At 61.0% G+C, this 18,271-nt stretch carries 16 protein-coding genes; 6 read left to right on the plus strand and 10 right to left on the minus strand.

The features are described 5' to 3' along the window. The coding region (locus ROSMUC_RS09010) for a phenylacetate--CoA ligase family protein (protein WP_037272060.1) at window positions 1–1,196 on the plus strand (1,196 nt) is incomplete at its 5' end. A gap of 66 nt (window positions 1,197–1,262) precedes the next feature. Here ROSMUC_RS09010 and ROSMUC_RS09015 read toward each other — a convergent pair. Both ROSMUC_RS09015 and ROSMUC_RS09020 read right to left on the minus strand, forming a co-directional pair. Beyond that, window positions 1,263–2,501, minus strand: a complete 1,239-nt coding sequence (locus tag ROSMUC_RS09015; protein ID WP_037272063.1) for an NAD(P)/FAD-dependent oxidoreductase — start codon at window positions 2,499–2,501, stop codon at window positions 1,263–1,265. A 67-nt stretch (window positions 2,502–2,568) separates the two neighbouring features. Further along, entirely contained in the window at window positions 2,569–2,961 is a 393-nt protein-coding gene (locus ROSMUC_RS09020; RefSeq protein ID WP_206018438.1) for a rhodanese-like domain-containing protein, read from the minus strand. A gap of 131 nt (window positions 2,962–3,092) precedes the next feature. On the opposite strand from ROSMUC_RS09020, the gene ROSMUC_RS09025 reads away from it, so the two are divergent. Both ROSMUC_RS09025 and ROSMUC_RS09030 read left to right on the plus strand, forming a co-directional pair. Then, window positions 3,093–3,425, plus strand: coding sequence for a hypothetical protein (locus ROSMUC_RS09025; protein WP_052115298.1), 333 nt, complete (start codon window positions 3,093–3,095; stop codon window positions 3,423–3,425). 375 nt (window positions 3,426–3,800) lie between these two features. Then, window positions 3,801–5,066 (plus strand): sensor histidine kinase, encoded by a 1,266-nt coding sequence (locus ROSMUC_RS09030; RefSeq protein WP_052115299.1) that lies wholly within the window; start codon window positions 3,801–3,803, stop codon window positions 5,064–5,066. Here the strand turns inward: ROSMUC_RS09030 and ROSMUC_RS09035 are convergent. Both ROSMUC_RS09035 and ROSMUC_RS09040 read right to left on the minus strand, forming a co-directional pair. Next, a complete protein-coding gene (locus ROSMUC_RS09035) occupies window positions 5,038–6,126 on the minus strand; it encodes a Hint domain-containing protein (protein WP_037272072.1) in 1,089 nt (362 codons plus the stop codon). The genes ROSMUC_RS09030 and ROSMUC_RS09035 overlap by 29 nt on opposite strands. A 3-nt stretch (window positions 6,127–6,129) precedes the next feature. After that, on the minus strand, window positions 6,130–7,710 hold the full coding sequence (locus ROSMUC_RS09040) for a Hint domain-containing protein (RefSeq protein WP_037272075.1): 1,581 nt from the start codon (window positions 7,708–7,710) through the stop codon (window positions 6,130–6,132). A gap of 368 nt (window positions 7,711–8,078) precedes the next feature. On the opposite strand from ROSMUC_RS09040, the gene dapE reads away from it, so the two are divergent. Beyond that, on the plus strand, window positions 8,079–9,230 hold the full coding sequence (gene dapE, locus ROSMUC_RS09045; protein WP_037272078.1) for a succinyl-diaminopimelate desuccinylase: 1,152 nt from the start codon (window positions 8,079–8,081) through the stop codon (window positions 9,228–9,230). Continuing rightward, a complete protein-coding gene (locus ROSMUC_RS09050) occupies window positions 9,230–9,811 on the plus strand; it encodes a TIGR04282 family arsenosugar biosynthesis glycosyltransferase (RefSeq protein ID WP_037272081.1) in 582 nt (193 codons plus the stop codon). The genes dapE and ROSMUC_RS09050 overlap by 1 nt, the downstream gene beginning before the upstream one ends. A gap of 19 nt (window positions 9,812–9,830) precedes the next feature. Here the strand turns inward: ROSMUC_RS09050 and ROSMUC_RS09055 are convergent, their stop codons facing one another. Beyond that, a complete protein-coding gene (locus tag ROSMUC_RS09055) occupies window positions 9,831–10,430 on the minus strand; it encodes a GcrA family cell cycle regulator (protein WP_037272083.1) in 600 nt (199 codons plus the stop codon). A gap of 178 nt (window positions 10,431–10,608) precedes the next feature. Between ROSMUC_RS09055 and ROSMUC_RS09060 the strand changes: the two genes are divergently transcribed. Further along, a complete protein-coding gene (locus ROSMUC_RS09060; protein WP_037272085.1) occupies window positions 10,609–11,439 on the plus strand; it encodes an ABC transporter permease in 831 nt (276 codons plus the stop codon). Window positions 11,440–11,451: 12 nt separating this feature from the next. Here the strand turns inward: ROSMUC_RS09060 and ROSMUC_RS09065 are convergent, their stop codons facing one another. From ROSMUC_RS09065 to carB, 5 genes are all read right to left on the minus strand, one after another. Continuing rightward, window positions 11,452–13,122, minus strand: coding sequence for a hypothetical protein (locus ROSMUC_RS09065; protein ID WP_037272087.1), 1,671 nt, complete (start codon window positions 13,120–13,122; stop codon window positions 11,452–11,454). A gap of 201 nt (window positions 13,123–13,323) precedes the next feature. Continuing rightward, complete coding sequence (locus tag ROSMUC_RS09070; RefSeq protein WP_037272090.1) at window positions 13,324–13,662, minus strand: hypothetical protein; 339 nt, start codon at window positions 13,660–13,662, stop codon at window positions 13,324–13,326. A 373-nt stretch (window positions 13,663–14,035) separates the two neighbouring features. Then, a complete protein-coding gene (locus ROSMUC_RS09075; RefSeq protein ID WP_037272092.1) occupies window positions 14,036–14,407 on the minus strand; it encodes a helix-hairpin-helix domain-containing protein in 372 nt (123 codons plus the stop codon). Window positions 14,408–14,498: 91 nt separating this feature from the next. Next, window positions 14,499–14,765 carry a hypothetical protein gene (locus tag ROSMUC_RS09080; RefSeq protein ID WP_037272094.1) on the minus strand — a complete coding sequence of 89 codons (267 nt, stop codon included), beginning with the start codon at window positions 14,763–14,765 and terminating at the stop codon, window positions 14,499–14,501. A gap of 138 nt (window positions 14,766–14,903) precedes the next feature. Further along, window positions 14,904–18,203, minus strand: coding sequence for a carbamoyl-phosphate synthase large subunit (carB, locus tag ROSMUC_RS09085; protein WP_037272096.1), 3,300 nt, complete (start codon window positions 18,201–18,203; stop codon window positions 14,904–14,906). Window positions 18,204–18,271 lie beyond the last annotated feature (68 nt).

Consider the following 18,271-nt stretch of genomic DNA (forward strand, 5'->3'; position numbering starts at 1 on the left):
CCGAGGCGCGCGCCGAGGCGCGCGCCGAGGCGCTCGCCCGCGCCCTGCCAGACCAGATCGGCCGTGCGCAGGCGCTGCCCGGCTACGACGGGGCCTTGGACGGGGTGGAGGCCGCTCAGATCACCCGGGTCGAGGATCTGGCGCGCCTGCCGGTTCTGCGCAAATCCGATCTGGGTCGCGCACAGGGGGCGGCGTCCCCGTTTGGCGGGCTGACAAGCCTGCCTGCCTCGGGGTTTGCCCATATCTTTCAATCCCCCGGCCCGATCTATGAGCCGGGCGGGGTCAGCCATGACTGGTGGCGCATGGGCCGATTTCTGCATGCCTGCGGTGTTGGGCGGGGCGATATCGTGCAGAACTGTTTTGGTTATCACCTGACCCCTGCGGGCATGATCTTCGAGAATGGCGCACGGGCCGTCGGGGCCGCGGTGCTGCCTGCCGGCACCGGCCAGACCGAGTTGCAGGCGCGCGCCGCGCATGACGTTGGCGTTACCGCCTATGCGGGCACGCCCGATTATCTCAAGGTCATTCTCGACAAGGCCGAAGAAATGGGACTTTCCCTCAAGATCACAAAGGCCGCTGTCGGGGGCGGTGCGCTCTTTCCGTCGCTGCGTGCGGAGTATGCCGCGCGCGGGATCGCCTGTCTGCAATGCTATGCTACCGCCGATCTGGGCAATATCGCCTACGAGAGTGCGGCGCAGGAGGGGATGATCGTGGACGAGGACGTGATTGTCGAGATCGTGACTCCCGGCACCGGCAATCCGGTTGCCCCCGGCGAGGTGGGCGAAGTGGTGGTGACGACGCTCAACCCCGATTATCCGCTCATTCGCTTCGCCACTGGCGATCTGAGCGCAGTGATGGAGGGGGAAAGCCCCTGCGGCCGTACCAACCTGCGCATCAAGGGCTGGATGGGCCGCGCCGATCAGACGACTAAAATCAAGGGCATGTTCGTGCGCCCCGAACAGGTGGCTGCATTGGTCGCTCGGCATGACACAATTGCGCGTGCCCGTGTCATCGCCAGCCGCGAGGGCGAGGCCGATGTGATGACCGTGCGGATCGAAGCGACGGGGGGCGAGGCCGAGCATTTCGCGGGGTCGGTGGTGGAGACCCTCAAACTCAAGGGTCGGATCGAGATCGTACCGCCCGGCAGCCTGCCCAATGATGGCAAGGTAATCGAGGATCTGCGCAGTTACGAGTGAGGGCGCCGAAATCTTGAAAAGATTTCGGACCGCGATCTTTGCAAGATCGCGGCACTCCGCTTGTCGTCAGGAAAACCGGTTGGCGTCATAGGGCGCAAGGTCGATATTTGGACGCTTGCCGCTTATCAGGTCGGCCACGATCCTGCCTGTCTTGGGCCCTGCGGTCAGGCCGATATGCTGATGACCAAAGGCCGCATGAACCCCCGTCTGCCCGATCTCGCCGATCAACGGCAGGCTGTCGGGGGTAGAGGGGCGAAAGCCCATCCATTCCTCGACGCCCTCATAGGCCAGATCCGGAAAGACCTGCGCCACGCCGCGTCGGATAAGGTCCAATGGCGCGCGCGAGGGGCCCTTGGTGATCCCGCCCAATTCCACCGTGCCCGCGCAACGCAGACCGTGCGCCATCGGATTGACCGCAAATTTGCCGGTCGTGATCATCATCGGGTTACGCGGCATCTGCGACGGTGCGGTAAAATGCAGGTGATACCCGCGCTCGGCCTCAAGTGGCACCTTGAGGCCCAGTTTCGCCATCAGCGGCTTGGACCATATCCCCGCCGCCAAAACCGCCGCATCGCAAGGCATAGCACCACGATCCGTCTCGACCGTGCTGATCCGCCCATCGGTGAGGGTGATGTCGCGCACCTCGGCCTGCAGATATTGCCCGCCCTCGTCCAGCAATACGGCTGCCAGATCGGCCATATAAGCACCGGGGTTGAGGATGTGGCCGTGCCCTTTCAGCGTGGCAAGGCATTGCGTTGCGGGGCCCAGAATCGGCTCCGCCTCTTGCACCGCGCCGCCCTCTAACAGCTCTGGCACATAACCTGCCGCGCGTTTCAGCGCCCAACCGTAGGCATCGGCCTCGAAATCGGCGCGGCTCGCGTAGGCATAGCTGAAATCGCTGGAGGCCACCCATTTTTCCGCCCGCGTGCCGCGCGTCAGCGCCAGATGCTGATCCAGACTATCCGCGACGATACCGGTGATGCCCGCCACCATCCGCCGGGTGTCGCGGTCGTTTGCATTGGCCGCGAATTTCAGAAGCCACGGGATCAGGCGCGGGAAATAGGACCATTGCACGAAGAGCGGCTTGTTGGGGTTAAGGGCATATTTCAAACCCGTGGCCATCACTCCGGGTGTATTGACCGGCACGATGGCCCACTGCGCCAAAAGACCAGCATTGCCAAAGGATGCGCCGGCACCCGGCCCATCCTTGTCCAGCAAGGTAACATCATGGCCTGCGCGGCGCAGCCAGATGGCCGCGCTCAACCCGCAGATACCCGCGCCGACGACAATGATCCTGCTCGACATGGCCTGCGCCCTCTCTCAAATGCGAGGCCACGTTGCGCAAAGCGGGCGCGGGATGCAAGGGGCATGATCAGCCCTTTTGGGGCTTTTCTCCGACCGGTCCACCGGCTGCCTGCCAGCCTTTGAACCCGTCGCTGAGATGGCTCACGCCTTCCAGCCCCATGTCTTGCGCGGTGCGCGCTGACAAGGCCGAACGCCAGCCAGACGCGCAATAGAACACAAAGCGCTTGCCGCTCTGGAATTGCGGCTTGGCATAGGGGCTTTCGGGGTCAATCCAGAATTCGAGCATCCCGCGCGGACAGTGAAAGGCGCCGGGGATCATGCCATCGCGCTCCAGCTCGCGCGGGTCGCGCAGGTCGACAAAGATCACGTCCTCGACCCCGTGAAGCGCCAGCAACTCTGCTGCGGGGGCGTGGGGGACCACCGCGTTCGCCTCTGCCACCATATCCTTGATCCGTTTCACTCTATGTCCTCCTTCGCGTGCGTTGGGTATAGGCTATCCGTCCCGCAGGGCGAAGGAAAGCGGGCGCGCTTGACTTTGCGTGCGCCTTGGCTCAGGTCTGCGCGCAACGAAAGGCCGTTGGAGGGCCGGGGATGAGCGACACGGAAAAGAAAGCCAATCGGCAACAGGTCTATACGCTCTTGGTCGAAATCGGGCGCAAGAGCGGCGACGGCCTGCCCGACAAGGCCACCGGCGCGGCCCTGATGATCTATGCCTCGGGTGTGGATGAGGCTGAAGCCGTGCGTGAAACCGTGGCAATCCTGAAGCAGGCCGATTGCGCGCCGCTCGATGTGTCAGGCTATGGCACCTTGGCCGAGCGTGAGGCGGAAGGCCATGACATCTCGGATGAAGAGCGCGCCCTGATGCAGCGCGCCTTGGATGAAAATTCAGTCATCGTCGCGCAGATGACGCCGTTTTTTGACTGAATACGGGCCGGTTCGGCCTGCGACCTAGCAGCGCAAGCAGAACAGGTTGCCCCAAGGTAAACTCTCCCTAGGATCGTAACGCGGTGATGCCAGAGGGATCGGGTTCAATCTATTGGGGTGCGATTGGGCAAAAGCCTGTCAATGGCGCGCGTAGGTGTCGAAAGCGGAATAAAATTCCGTTTTACATTGATCGTTTGAAACGTATGTATGCGCTGGTTGAACGCTACGTCGGTCTGCCCATATCGTGAAACGCGAGCGAGATGGCACGACATGTGCTACGGTTCACCTTGAAATATGACAAAGAGGCAGCAGTACCTATGGTACAACAGGCCATGATGAAAAGCCGGTTGGACGGGGGGTGCGCGCCGCCGCAAATTGTCTTTTGCCTTTGTCTGGCTCGGGCTTTCATTCACCACGGTTTGGATGGTGATCACCGGGCTCAGTGGTGAGTTGGAGGTTTTCCTCATCGGCGCGCTCGCCTTTGGTGGCTTTGCCTTTGTGCGGGTGCTCAAGAACCGATTGCCTTTGGTCTGGGTCAATACCTGTTGGCTGACATCAACCAATGTTGCGATTTTCCTAGGGGCGTGTGTCGTGCATGTCGACGGGCATATCGACATCATGCTGGTTCCGATGGTGGGCTTTCCCTTTGCCGTTTTTTCTATCTACCGCGACAGGTTCTACATCGCGGCCATGGTGGCCTTGCCAATTATCCTGTGGTTCACATGGTTTGTGTTGCACGATGTCCAGACTCCGATCATCGACCAAGCCACGGCCATTCGGTATTACGCCCCTATGTCAGCCCTCACGGCGTTTAGTATCATTGTCTACCCGGTGTTCTATTTTGCGATTGTCTCAGCGCAGCATTCGACCGAGATCAAGCGTGCCCGTCAGGATGCCGAACAATCGAGCCGTGCCAAGACGGTCTTGCTGTCGGGGATCAGCCACGAGATGCGCACGCCGCTGAATGCGGTCATCGGTCTTGCTGAACTCTTGCGAGAGGATGGCATGAAAAAGGGGGATGCGCAGCAGGCCGACTTTGCCGGTCGGATCATGCAATCCGGTGAGACGCTCTTGGCGACAGTGGAAAAGACCATGCATTTCGCGGATATCGCAGCGCGGCGCTCGGCTGTGACGCTGGTTCCGGTGCCTGTTGCGGATGTGGTTGAGCGGGTGGTTGAGACCTACCGTCCCGAAGCGACACAGCGTGGCATCACGCTTGTGGCAGAGGAAACCAGCTCACTCGTCCTCGCGGATCCTACCTTGTTTCAGGAGGCATTGGAGCAACTCTTGGAAAACGGCGTGCGGTATTGCGGAACTGGCGGCTGTGTGACGGTCGCGGTCGCGGGTGAGCGGGCCGGGTATCATAGGATCACGGTCTCTGATAATGGGCCCGGTTTTGGGGCGGTCGATCCAGCACTGGCCTTTGCGCCCTTTGAGCGGTTAGCGCATGCGACGGGAACGACATTCGGCGCGGGTATGGGGCTGGCTATCGCACGAATCAAGGCCGAGGCGATGTCTGGCAGTGTGGGGATAGATTTTGACGTGCCAAGTGGCGCGCGGGTCTGGATCGAATTGCCCGCCTCCTTTGGCGAGGCAACATCCCGAACAGTGCTCAGGCCGCGCGGTTCATCGCAAGCGTGATCGCCTCATAGGGTTTGAGTACCGGCCAGATTGGACGGGGGTGTTCCGGAAGGCGGGCGCGGTCGAACCCGGCCAGAACGCTGGCCCCCAATAGGTCAGGGTTGCGCCGGAGCCGCCCGATATAGAGGCTCTCGGTGCGTGTGCCTGCCACGATGATCTCTTCGTGGGCGGGCAACAGCAGGTGATGATAGCTGACAATATCGGACGTCTGGGCGTAGAGCGCCGAGAATCCGTTGATCAGATGTCGCGCCGGAACCAGAACGGCCTCGCATCCAAACAGGTATTCCACCTCAGAGCCACGGATCACCAGCCTTTGCTGCGGCGAGACGACGATATCTCGGCGGAGGCCGAAATAGGGTGCACGCAGGCGAACCGGCCGAAAGCTGCCCATGGCGGGCACTCGCCGCGTGACGGTTTGCAGCACCGGCACGATCTGTCCCTCGTCGGTATCCACCAGATGCCCGCGTTTGAGTTGACCCACAGGCATATAGCCGCTTGGGGTGCAGACCGGGACGTTCGTTGTCAGTCCGGGCATTGGGCCGATGGGTTCAATCCGGTTCGACAGAGCAACAAAGATCACGTCCGGGTCGATCTGGCGTTGTCTTGGATCGGTCAGCAAAGTGCGCAGATCTGCCAGCGGCATCGGATGCGGTGGCGGCAATGCAATGCTGTGGACGCGGTCCATCTCTGGCCGCTCGAGTGAGAGCCGTCCCCAACGGGCAGGCGCGTCCCAAGAGTAGGTTAGACGCAAGGTATCCGTGCGATCGTCGGCGCGGTAGGGCAGGGTGGCATGGCGTACATCCCCGGCCTGTGTCTCGATCAAGACGATCCCGCCCCCCGGAAGCGCCTGTATCGAAAAGCCGCCGCTCCACGGGTGACTACGGCTGAAGGCCACCAAGGTTTGCGGCCGTCCTTCAGACGAGAGCCGGGTTTCAATCATCAAAGTGCCGCGTGTCAGCAAGGCGTTGGCATCGGGTGGGGGCGTTCCGTCTTGTTGCCGATCAAGACCGTGCAGGGCAAATCGCCCACCCGACTGATCGGAGATTCCGATCCACCCCATCGGTCAGGCCGCCACGCCCTGCGCCACCAAGAGACGCGCCTCGTAACTCTTGAGCGTGCGACGTGCGGCGGGGCTATAGCCCGCGCCGGTCTCTGGATCGATTTCCGGGAAAAGCGCGCAAATCTCTGCGACAATCTCGGACTCAAAGCTTCGGGTGGTTTGCGGCCCGGGCAAGAAGCTCTCGGTGGCCAACCCTTCGGAAAAGACCACTTGATGCCGGTCAAAAAGGATGTGGACATAGTCCACCATACCCCCCTCGATACGCCGGACGGATCGGTCATTGACCAGATCACGCGCGGCAATCAGCACTTCGCGTTCGCCAAAGAGCAACTCTGCCAGAGAATCGCGGATCAGCACCCGGTGCAGAGGTGAGAGCAACAGCGCACGGTGCCGTCCAAACGTATTGGCCGCGATCTGGATCGGGGCAAAATCTCCGATGGCCGCAACCCGTCGATGCCCGATCCAGCGCAGGGGCTGCGCGCCGTCATCCTGTGTCATTACCAGGTCGCCCGGGCGTAGCATATCCACGGGCACTTCGCCCTCGGGCGTTCGGATCAGCGTGCCTGCCACAAAGCAGGGCACCGAATTGACGGTGACAAAGCCTACATCGGTCTGGCCCGTGCTGCTCTGGACCTCGTAGGTGAAGTTGAACACTTCGGTGTCGCCATCACCGATCACCTCAATGGTGCCGTCTGCGTTCAGCTGGATTTGCTGACCGGAATTGAGCGTGACGATGTCGCCAGCCGACACAGCCTTGCCGTTGATATGGGTAATCGTCAGCGTGCCTGCGGTGTTGTTGACGTCGTTGCCGAGCAGGTCGAGGATGCGGGTGCCTTCGGGAAAGAGCGTGGTCGTGTCATCCATCGCAACAAGCGTGGTTTGCACGCTGTCGGCCGCAATCAGAACGGTCGAGTCGTAGTTGGCATCCGTCACGTCCGCGATACCGATGCGGATGGAATTCACCTCGCCAGAGTTGACCGGTATGGTCAGGGTCATGGTCAAGGTAAACCCGTCCATCTCGGTGTTGAACTGGTCTTGGGTGTTGTCGATGAAAAGGTTGCTGTTGGACCCGGCGTTGAGGTTATTGGGGTCGATGTCGCCGTCCCCAACGCTAAGCGGCACAAGGTTGCCATTGATCCAGACGCCAAAGAAATCCTGGAATGCGCCCACGGCGAATTCCGGATATTCCTCGGAGGCGAAGACGAATTGCATCGTCATCACATCACCGGTGGGGATGAAATCGACATCGAGGAAAGACGCGTCAAAGGTCTGCGCCCCCGCGGCGGCGTTGAAATCCGCCACGCCATTCGGACCGCTTGAAGTGGTCGTTGTGCTGGCGCTCTCGTTCGATTGGAAGAAGTTGTTGTTGGTGAAGCCGCGCAAATCGCCGGTCGAGAACATGACGCCCGTATCGCTGGGCGTGACACCGGGCGATATGGCATTGCCGTTGCTATAGATGCCCGATGAGTCGCGGTCGCCTGTATAAGAGGCGTTGATCACCTGTGTGCCATCACCAAAGATCGTCTGCGCCATCTGGATCGCGGATGCGTTCCGATTAATCGGAATTTCGACGCCTGCCACCATGTCTTTGCCTGCCCCTTTTCAGAGGCAGCGTGCCAAGCTCACGCACGACCCGTGCGGGCCGCCCGATCCGGGTGCAATAGCGCATGGTACTGCCTGCGATGCGCCTTGCTGCTCGAATGTCGCGGACCAGTCTGTCCTTTACGGATCTGGCGGCCCTGACGTGGTTTGATCACCCTGCCTCGGGTTTTATTATATCCTTTTGGATAGCAAACAATTTGCGCGTTGTTAAGGTTTATTCGCTTTGGCCCTCCAAGCGCAGGCGCGCTGTGGCAAAGACGCCGTATGCCATGCGTTGTATTTCGCCCGGTTTGCCTTTGCCTGCGATCCGCGCTAGGCCTCCGCCAATACCGACTGACAGGACGCATACCATGCCCGAAACCCCGCTTGATCCCGCTCGCCTGACGGCTGATCTCATCCGCTGCGCCTCGGTCACACCCGAAGAAGGCGGTGCCCTGCGCCTGCTGCAAGAGGTGCTCGGTGAGGCTGGATTCACTTGCACTCGTGTGGATCGCGGCGGGGTCCCCAATCTCTTTGCCCGCTGGGGAGCGAAAGGGGCGGCGCGCAGTTTCGGCTTTAACGGGCATACCGATGTGGTGCCTGTGGGGGATCTGGCGGCATGGTCCGTGCCACCCTTTGGTGGGGTCGAGAAAGACGGCATGATCTGGGGGCGTGGGGCCACGGATATGAAATCGGGCGTTGCGGCCTTTGCTGCGGCGGCGGTGGATTTCGTGCGCGATACGCCGCCCGACGGTGCGGTGATCCTGGCCATCACCGGCGATGAAGAAGGCGACGCGCTGGATGGCACGGTGGCCTTGCTCGACTGGATGCAGGCGCAGGGCGAGGTCATGACAGCCTGCCTTGTCGGAGAGCCGACCTGCCCCGAGCGCATGGGCGAGATGATCAAGATCGGGCGGCGCGGTTCGCTCTCGGCTTGGTTCACGCTGACCGGGGTGCAGGGCCATTCCGCATATCCGCACCGCGCCCGTAATCCGCTGCCTGCCATGGCGCGGCTGATGGACCGGCTCGCCTCGCACCGGCTGGACGAGGGCACGGCGCATTTCGATCCCTCGACGCTGGCGGTCGTGACCATCGACACCGGCAATCCTGCGACCAATGTGATCCCGGCGCAGACCCGCGCCACTGTCAATATCCGGTTTAACGATGCGCATCACAGCGCCGATCTGATCAGCTGGATGCAGGCCGAATTGGACGGAGTCTGCGCAGAGTTCGGCATCACCGGCGAGATGCGCGTCAAGGTGTCGGGCGAGAGCTTTCTCACCCCGCCGGGGCCGCTCTCGGATTTGGTCGCGCGCGCGGTCGAGGCAGAGACCGGCGTGGTGCCCGTGCTGTCGACCTCTGGCGGCACCTCGGATGCCCGCTTTGTCAAGGATCACTGCCCGGTGGTGGAATTCGGCCTTGTCGGGCAGACCATGCATCAGGTCGATGAGCGGGTCGAGGTGGCGCAGATTCACCAGCTAAAGGCGATTTATGCCCGTATTCTTCGGGATTACTTTGGCTGATGCGCCGCTATCTGATCGTCATGGTCAAGGAACCTCGCCCCGGCCGCGTCAAATCGCGTCTGGGGCGTGACATCGGCATGGTCGCGGCGGCGTGGTGGTTTCGGCATCAGGTGGCGCGGCTCTTGCGGGAGGTGGACGATCCCCGCTGGCAGCTGGTGCTTGCGGTGTCCCCGGATCACGCCGGGCTCAAGAGCCGCGTTTGGCCCGCACATTTGCCCCGTGTGGCGCAGGGTGCGGGTGATCTGGGCGACCGGATGGGGCGGCTCTTGCGGAGTATGCCGCCCGGCCCTGTCTGCATTATCGGTGCGGATATTCCGGGTGTCACCCGTGCACACGTCGTGCAGGCTTTTTCTGCCCTCGGACGCAACGACGCGGTGTTCGGCCCGGCGATGGACGGGGGCTATTGGCTGGTCGGTCTGAAACGGTCGCGGCCTGTCGCGCCGACGCTTTTTCAGGGGGTCCGCTGGTCAACTGCGGATGCCCTCGGCGATACGATCAAAACACTGCCGGGCGCACGCATCGCGTTTGTCGACCGCTTGCGCGATGTGGATACGGCAAGCGATCTGGCACCATCGCGTTGAGCGCGTTTCAGACCCTGTTCTAGCGTTTGCGGTCGCGACGGCTGCTCATGGGCTGGAACGCCACCCCCACATGCGCTTCGCAATAGGGCTTGCCCGATTGCACCGGCAGGCCGCAAAACCAGAAATCGGGCGTGGCGGGATCGCCCACCGGCCATTTGCAGGTGCGCTCAGTCAATTCCATCAGGGTGAGCTTCTTGGCCTTCTTCTCGATCTCGCTCACCTTGGCCAGTGCCTCGGGGTCGATCTCGTTTGCTGAGGGCTGCGGTGGCAGGGGTTGGCCTGCGGGAATGATTGCCTTGATCCGGCTGATTGGGGCCACGACAACAGGTTCGTTCGCAGGCTCCGGCTGTTCTTCCACACGTGCCGCGGGCTTGGGCGCGGGCTTGGGCGCTTCTGCAGCCTTGGCGGCGGCGGCCGGCTTTGCCTTGGTTTCCGCCGTGTTCGGGGCAGGGGCCGCTGTTGATCCGGTGCCATTGCGATTTGACAGGCCAAGGCGATGCACCTTGCCAATCACTGCATTGCGGGTAACGCCGCCCAATTCCTTGGCGATCTGGCTTGCAGACTGACCTTCTCCCCACATCTTCTTGAGCATTTCAACGCGTTCGTCGTTCCAGGACATCGGGGCTTCCTTCGGTCAAAAGGCGGACCGGGCCCCGGGCCCGCCGCCTTGCAAATCTGATCAAGCCCCTATTCTAGTCACTGGCGTGTGAGTTACAAGGCATCGAATCGTGGGCGGGCTGCACATAGTGGTGGAAACACGCCCAAAAGAGCCAGATCAACCAGGCAAGGAGCGGCAAATGACAGATCATGCACGAGAGGATAGATCGACCGTCATGGCGGCAATGGGCGCACGGCGGTTCGGGCGCGTCAACTGGCTCGGGTTGGCCACGCTGGCAGAGCGTGAAACACGCCGTTTCATGGCGGTTTGGACCCAGACTATCCTTGCGCCGCTGGTCACGGCAGGTCTCTTTCTGCTGATCTTCACCATCGCCATTGGTCCCACCCGTGGCGATGTCATGGGCGTGGCCTTTACCACCTTTATCGCGCCGGGCATTCTGATGATGACGGTCATCCAAAACGCCTTTGCCAATACATCTTCGTCCATTGTCATCTCCAAGGTACAGGGCAACATCGTAGACACCCTGATGCCGCCGCTCTCGGCGGGCGAGTTGGTGTTGGGCTATCTTGCGGGGGGCGTGGGGCGTGGTCTGCTGGTGGCTGTCGCGATCTGGCTTGGGTTATGGGTCTTTCTCGGGATCGGGCTTGCGCATCCTTTTTGGGCGCTTTGTTTTGTGCTGCTCGGTGCCGGGTTTCTGAGCGGGATCGGCATCGTCGCTGGGATTTTTGCCAACAAGTTCGATCAAATGGCGGCGATTACCAATTTCATCGTGACCCCTCTCGCCTTTCTGTCGGGCACTTTCTACTCGGTCGAGGCGCTGCCGCCGGTGCTCTACACGGTCACGCATTTCAACCCGATTTTCTATCTCATCGACGGCGCCCGCTATGGGGTGATCGGGGTGTCGGACAGCGACCCTCTGCTCGGGTTGACCGTAGGCGCGGCGGCGACGCTGGCGGTTTGCCTTATTGCGTGGCGCATGTTGGCGACGGGGTATCGGCTGAAGGCGTAGGGGCAGGCCCGCCTATCCCGCAAAGAACAAGAGCGGGAGCACACCGAGCAAAGTCGACATCAATCCGCCGCCATCCTCGTCCTCATCGTCAGCGTGTTGATCCGGTGGCGGGTCTTCGGGGGGGAGCATGGGCAGAACTGGATCATCGTCCGGCAGATCGTTTTCCGCAATCTCCAGCACCGCGTCGGTATAGATGGGATTGGTCATTTCGATCATCAGGATTTCCCGAGGGGCGAGATCCGTGATCAGAATGCCATCGTCCAAGAGCGTATCGGAATCCTCTTGGGTGACCCGCGGCACCGCCGATGTGAAAGTGGGGTTTTCCCCCTCGGCCACTCCGAGTCGCGTGATCGTGACCTGGCCCGGGTCGGCCACCAGATTATTGAAATCGACAATCTGCTCCTCGGCCTCATCAGAGGTTGAGGCGATAAAGGTTACGAGCCGGTCTTCGGCATAGAAGCTGTGCACATCTGCGGTGGTGCCTTGCACTTCGGTCTCGCGGCCTTCGCTCCCTACGAGCGATAGTGGCCGGGTGCCCGGCAGGACATCGTTCATAAGCCGGAACATTTCCCCCGCTACGCGCATCTCGGCGTCCCCCTCGACTTCGGTCAAGGCGGTGCGGCTGTTGAGTTGAAGCGCCCAGACATGCGCGGCATCGACACCGCCCCAATGAAACGCCTCAACGATGTTGAGCATTTCATGGGCCTGCTTCAGGCCGAATTCCTCGTCGCGTGTCTCTCCGACCGTCCGTTTGAGATTCCATTCCGTCGCATAGATTTTCAGCTCTGGCATTTCATGGAGCCAGGTATCCTCGATCTGGGATAGTTCAAACGTTCGGCTGCCGGGCACATCCTCGCCACGTGAATAGATATGCGCGACGACGCCATCCACTGCGGCGCGCTCTGCTTCGGTATTGAACTGGTCGACGAGGATCGCATTATTCACCTTGGACCATGCGACCTCGCCGGAAGAATAGATGTAGTCCGCCTCGGACAAGGACAGGCCGAACATCTCGTTCACGGCCGCGAGTTGTTCCGTGCCCGTGCCCTCAAACAGGTCGGACAAATTCGACTGCCCGTGGTTCGTGCCCATCTGCACGAGAATATCGGTGTCCGCAAACTGAGGGCTTTCGGAATTCCGGGACATTTCGCCGTCGATGATCACGGCCATCTCAGAGGCCAGCCGACCATATTCGACCGCGGTCATCTCGCCGCTTCCCCAATATTCATTTCCGATTTCAAAGGCCTGAATCGTTGGGGCCGGGCCGAAATTGCCATTCGCAATATCCGCGATGAAGTTGCGGACCGCGGTTTCGTCCACAGCGGCAAAACGATGACCATGCGCATCGGTGTCATCGGTCAGAAAGTCACGGGTCGGCAGGACGATGGTCAGAGCGATGCCAGCCTCGGACGCATAGCGGAACATTTCGGTGACAGAGGTCAGGACCGGATCTTCATCAGCGCTTGGCGGGTCAGACAGGCGATCCGCCTCGTAAATGCAGGCGCATTCCTCGGTCAGAGCGCCGCCGGGGTAGCGAAGGTGGCCAATCCCGAGCGTGGCCGCGGTGTCCGGGTAAGTGCCATTCTCCCCGACGACATCGCGGGTCGCAAGCAGGTTTCCCCCGAAATGCTCGGCAGTAAAGGAGGGTCCCCCGGCGCTCTCGATCGATAGAGTGAATGGCATCCCACGGCTCCGATCTGCCCGGAGTTAACCGGCACAGGGGTGTTTCGTCCGAAGATACTATTTAAGGGAGATTACAATATTAAGAATACAACCTTAGCGTGATTATTGTTGCAGAGCAACACTTAAGCAGCCCTTATGCGAGGGGGTGATCAACGTTTGGGCTGTAATTCGGGTGGCGCCGTAATCCTGACCCGCAGAGGCTTAGCGACAGACCTGCTCGGCGCGTTGCGCATATGCGCTGTAGGCATCCCAGAAGCGCTCGTCGCCGGGGCGCTTGGATTGCCGGATATCCTGCGCGGCCTGCGGATCGCGGTAAAAGCGCACCGCGCGGCGCTGTTGCGCACTGCTCAGCGTGTCATTTGCAACGGCTTGAATACATCCGCAGAGGGCACGGGAGCGGGCCTTGCGGTCGGATTGCATGCACGCGCTGTTTATGGGGCCACTGGCCATCGGGATCGCACCGTTGTTCCCGCGATAGCCATCACCCCCGCCGCACCCCGCCAAGGCCAGCACCGCCCCCAACATCACCCATTGCTTCATGACCCGTGCCTCTTGCTCGTTTGTCCCGCCCGGTTTTGGGCCTTTGTTGTTGGACTGTTTGCCTCAATTGCCGAGATTCTTCAATTCGCAACAGGGGGGCGCACAGCGATTGTCGTCCGCCGCTGTCGCGGTCGAATTTACCGGGATGTCGAGACGGAACGCCCGTGAGGGTAGGCCAAAAGTGCCCGGAGGCGTCCTGCTGCATCTGGCCATGACCTGAGCCAAGCCAGACAATACCGATAGCGTTCGGGCATGTCGCCACCGCCGCTTTCGGCTCTCCTTGGCAGGCCGGACGCAAGCGTTAAAGTGCCGGTGCGGTGAGGCTCAGGTCGGGCGAACGTGGAAATCCGCCGTTTGTGCCGCAAGGTTGGTGTTACTTCTTTTTCTTGCCTTTCTTGGGCTTCTTGTCCGCGCCGGATTTGCCCGACTTCTTGTCTTCCTTTTTCTTTTTGCTCTTTTTGTCCTTCTTGCTGCCCTCTTTCTTGGACTTCGACGTGTCCTTGGAGGGCTTGCTCTCTTCAGGCCCTTTGGGCGTCGCCGGGGCTGCCTCGGGTATCTCTGGGCTAACGACGGCCATCTTCGCCACAGCGATGAACCGCTCGGCGCGGGCTTCGGAAATGCCGCGCACCTTGGTTAGGGTCGCCACGTCGGCCTTGCTCAGGTCTTGGGTGGTCGTGATGCCTATATCGGCGAGGCCATGAGCAATAGCAGGGCCGACGCCGGGAATGTCGTTGAGATCTGACATGGTCTTTTTCCTGTGAGGTCGTGAGTTGCTGTTAATTGATATGTGTGATGGCGGGCGTCGGGACATGGAGCGCTTCGGTATCAGAGGAAGATCACTTTCGCTTCTTTCCGCGCTTGGATTTGTGCTTTTGAGGCTGGGGACCAGTGCTTTCGCCGATGATGTCCTCTGCCTCTGAGGTCGCGGGCTCTCTCGGCGCATGTGCCGCGACAAAGCTACGGATGAAGGCACGGATTTCGCGCGCCGCACTTGTATCCAAAGCCTCGCAGAGCGCAACGAAATCGTCCCGATCCTTGCCGTTGATACGCAGGATCAATTGGCTATCCTTGCGCTCTTTCTGTTTGCGCGATCCGTCTGCCATGGGCCGTGCTCCTCCACCGGGCACAGAATACCAATTTGCCTATGCAATGTATATACATTTCGCAGCCATTTCTGGCTGAGAAACGAAAGCGGCGCACCCATGGCGCGCCGCTCCGTTCTACTTGAATTGTCTTGCCAGTCAGGCCGTGCTGCCCTGCAACGGCATAACGGTCAATTCCCCCTCTTGCCGGGCCTTGATCGCAAGGGCCGCGGCGTGCGACCCGGCCATGGTCGTGTAATACGGGATCTTGTCATAGAGCGCGACCGAGCGGATTTCACGACTATCCTCGACCGCCTGCGTGCCTTCGGTCGTGTTCATCACCAGCGCGATTTGCCCGTCCTTGAGCAGGTCCACGATATTTGGGCGCCCCTCATAGACCTTGTTCACGATCTCGCAGGCGATGCCTGCCTCTGATAGAAAGGCCGCCGTCCCGCGCGTCGCGATGATCTCGAAACCAAGGTCTACCAGTACCTGTGCCGCCTCGATCATCTGCGGTTGTTTGTCCATATCCTTGATCGATATGAATACGCGCCCGCTCTCAGGCAGGTCCACGCCTGCACCCATCTGCGCCTTGAGGAAGGCGCGCGGGAAAGACACATCCCAGCCCATCACCTCGCCCGTCGAGCGCATTTCTGGCCCAAGGATGGTATCCACGCCGGGGAAGCGGGCAAAAGGCAGCACCGCCTCCTTGACCGAGAACCACGGCATATTGGGATCGGCCAACGTCATCTGATCAGCCATCGGCAGGGTGCCTGGCTTGGTTTCCTTGGGGTAGGGACCACGGAAGGGGAAAGCGTCGAGCGTCTCACCGGCCATCAGGCGCGCGGCAATTGACGCAATGGCGCTATCGGTCGCCTTGGCCACAAAGGGCACGGTGCGGCTGGCGCGGGGGTTTACCTCGATCAGATAGATGTCGTCGCCCTTGACCGCGAACTGCACGTTCATGAGACCCACGACATTGAGCGCGAGCGCAAGGGCCTCGGTCTGTTTCTTGATCTCGGCAATGGTCGCATCGCTCAGCGAATAAGGCGGCAATGAGCAGGCGGAGTCGCCCGAATGCACACCCGCTTCTTCGATATGCTGCATGATGCCGGCCACATGGACACGGGTGCCGTCGCAGAGCGCGTCCACATCACATTCGATGGCGCCAGAGAGGTAGCTATCCAACAACACCGGGCTATCGCCCGAGACCACGACCGCCTCGGCGATGTAGCGTTCCAGATGCGCCATGTCGCGCACGATCTCCATCGCGCGCCCGCCCAGCACATAGGAGGGGCGGATGACCAGCGGAAAACCGATGTCCTCGGCTATGGCAAGTGCCTGCGCGTCCGTGCTCGCAATGCCATTGTGCGGTTGCTTCAATCCGAGTTTGTTCACAAGCGCCTGAAACCGCTCGCGGTCTTCGGCAAGATCAATGGCATCGGGCGTGGTGCCAAGGATCGGAATCCCCTCGGCTTCGAGAGCCCGCGCGAGTTTGAGCGGCGTTTGCCCGCCAAACTGCACGATGACCCCATGCAGCGTGCCGTTCTCCTGCTCTTTGGTCAGGATCTCCATCACATGCTCAAAGGTCAGCGGCTCGAAATAGAGGCGATCCGAGGTGTCATAATCAGTCGAGACCGTTTCGGGGTTGCAGTTGATCATGATCGTCTCATACCCAGTCTTGGACAGGGCAAAGCAGGCATGGCAGCAGCAATAGTCGAACTCGATCCCTTGGCCGATCCGGTTTGGGCCACCGCCCAGAATGACGACCTTTTTGGCGTTTGACGGACGCGCCTCGCATTCGACCTCGCCCATCATGGGGGCCTCGTAGGTGGAATACATATAGGGTGTCTGCGCCTCGAACTCTGCGGCGCAGGTGTCGATCCGCTTGAACACGGCGCGCACGCCCAGATTGATGCGCGCGCGGCGCACCTGACCTTCGTCGCGTCCCGTCAGTTTGGCCAAGCGAGCATCGGTGAAGCCCAGCATCTTGAGCTGCCGCAGGCCATTTTCGGTCAGGGGCAGGCCGTCGCGGCGAATGCGCTCTTCTGCGTCCACGATTTCGCGGATACGGGCAAGGAACCACGGATCGAACGCGGTCGCGGCGTTGATTTCGTCGTCACTGAGGCCATGACGCATGGCCTGCGCGATGGTGCGCATCCGATCAGGTGTGGCGACAGAAAGCGCACGGATAACGGCGGCCTTGTCGGGGGCACCCTCAATGTCGACCTCGTCAAACCCGGTGAGGCCCGTTTCCATGGACGCCAATGCCTTTTGCAGGCTCTCGTGGATCGTGCGGCCGATCGCCATCGCTTCGCCCACCGATTTCATCGCGGTGGTCAGATTCGGCTTGGCACCGGGGAATTTCTCAAAGGCAAAGCGTGGAATCTTGGTAACGACATAGTCGATGGTCGGCTCGAAAGAAGCCGGAGTCACCTTGGTAATGTCATTGTCCAACTCGTCGAGCGTATAGCCCACGGCCAGTTTGGCCGCGATCTTGGCAATGGGAAAACCTGTGGCCTTGGACGCAAGCGCCGATGACCGCGACACGCGTGGGTTCATCTCGATTACCACCATGCGCCCGTCTTCGGGGTTCACGGCCCATTGCACGTTGGAACCGCCGGTTTCCACCCCGATCTCGCGCAGCACGGCGATGCTGCCATTGCGCATGATCTGGTATTCCTTGTCGGTGAGCGTAAGCGCTGGGGCCACGGTGATCGAATCGCCCGTATGCACGCCCATCGGATCGACGTTTTCGATTGAGCAGACGATGATGGCATTGTCCGCTTTGTCGCGGACCACCTCCATCTCGAATTCCTTCCAGCCAAGCAGGCTCTCGTCGATCAGGATCTGGCTGACAGGGGACGCATCTAGGCCCGTCTTGCAATAATGGATATAGTCGTCGCGATTATAGGCCACTCCGCCGCCGGTGCCGCCAAGGGTAAAGGCCGGGCGGATGATCGCGGGAAGGCCCACATAATCAATCGCCGCCATGCATTCGTCCATGTTGTTGGCGATGGTCGCTTTGGGATTCTCGATCCCGAGACGGTCCATCGCCTCGCGGAAGAGCTTGCGGTCTTCGGCCATTTCAATGGCTTGGCGGTTGGCCCCGATCAGTTCCACGCCGAATTTCTCCAGCACGCCCATGTCCGCCACGGCCAGCGCGGTGTTCAGCCCGGTTTGCCCGCCCATCGTGGGCAAGAGTGCGTCGGGTCGTTCCTTTTCGATGATGCGCGCCACGACCTCGGGGGTGATCGGCTCGATATAGGTGGCATCGGCCAATTCCGGATCGGTCATGATCGTCGCGGGGTTGGAGTTGACGAGAATGACCCGATACCCTTCTTCGCGCAGAGCCTTGCAGGCCTGAGCACCGGAATAGTCGAATTCGCAGGCCTGTCCGATGATGATTGGCCCCGCTCCGATGATCATGATGGATGAAATATCGGTTCTTTTCGGCATATCGGTCCCCGGGCAGCTGGAAGGGCAGGAGGGGATGGCCCACCTGCGCAAATTGGTGGGGTTATAGC

It is taken from the genome of Roseovarius mucosus DSM 17069 (assembly GCF_000768555.3).
GTDB classification, from domain to species: Bacteria; Pseudomonadota; Alphaproteobacteria; order Rhodobacterales; family Rhodobacteraceae; genus Roseovarius; species Roseovarius mucosus.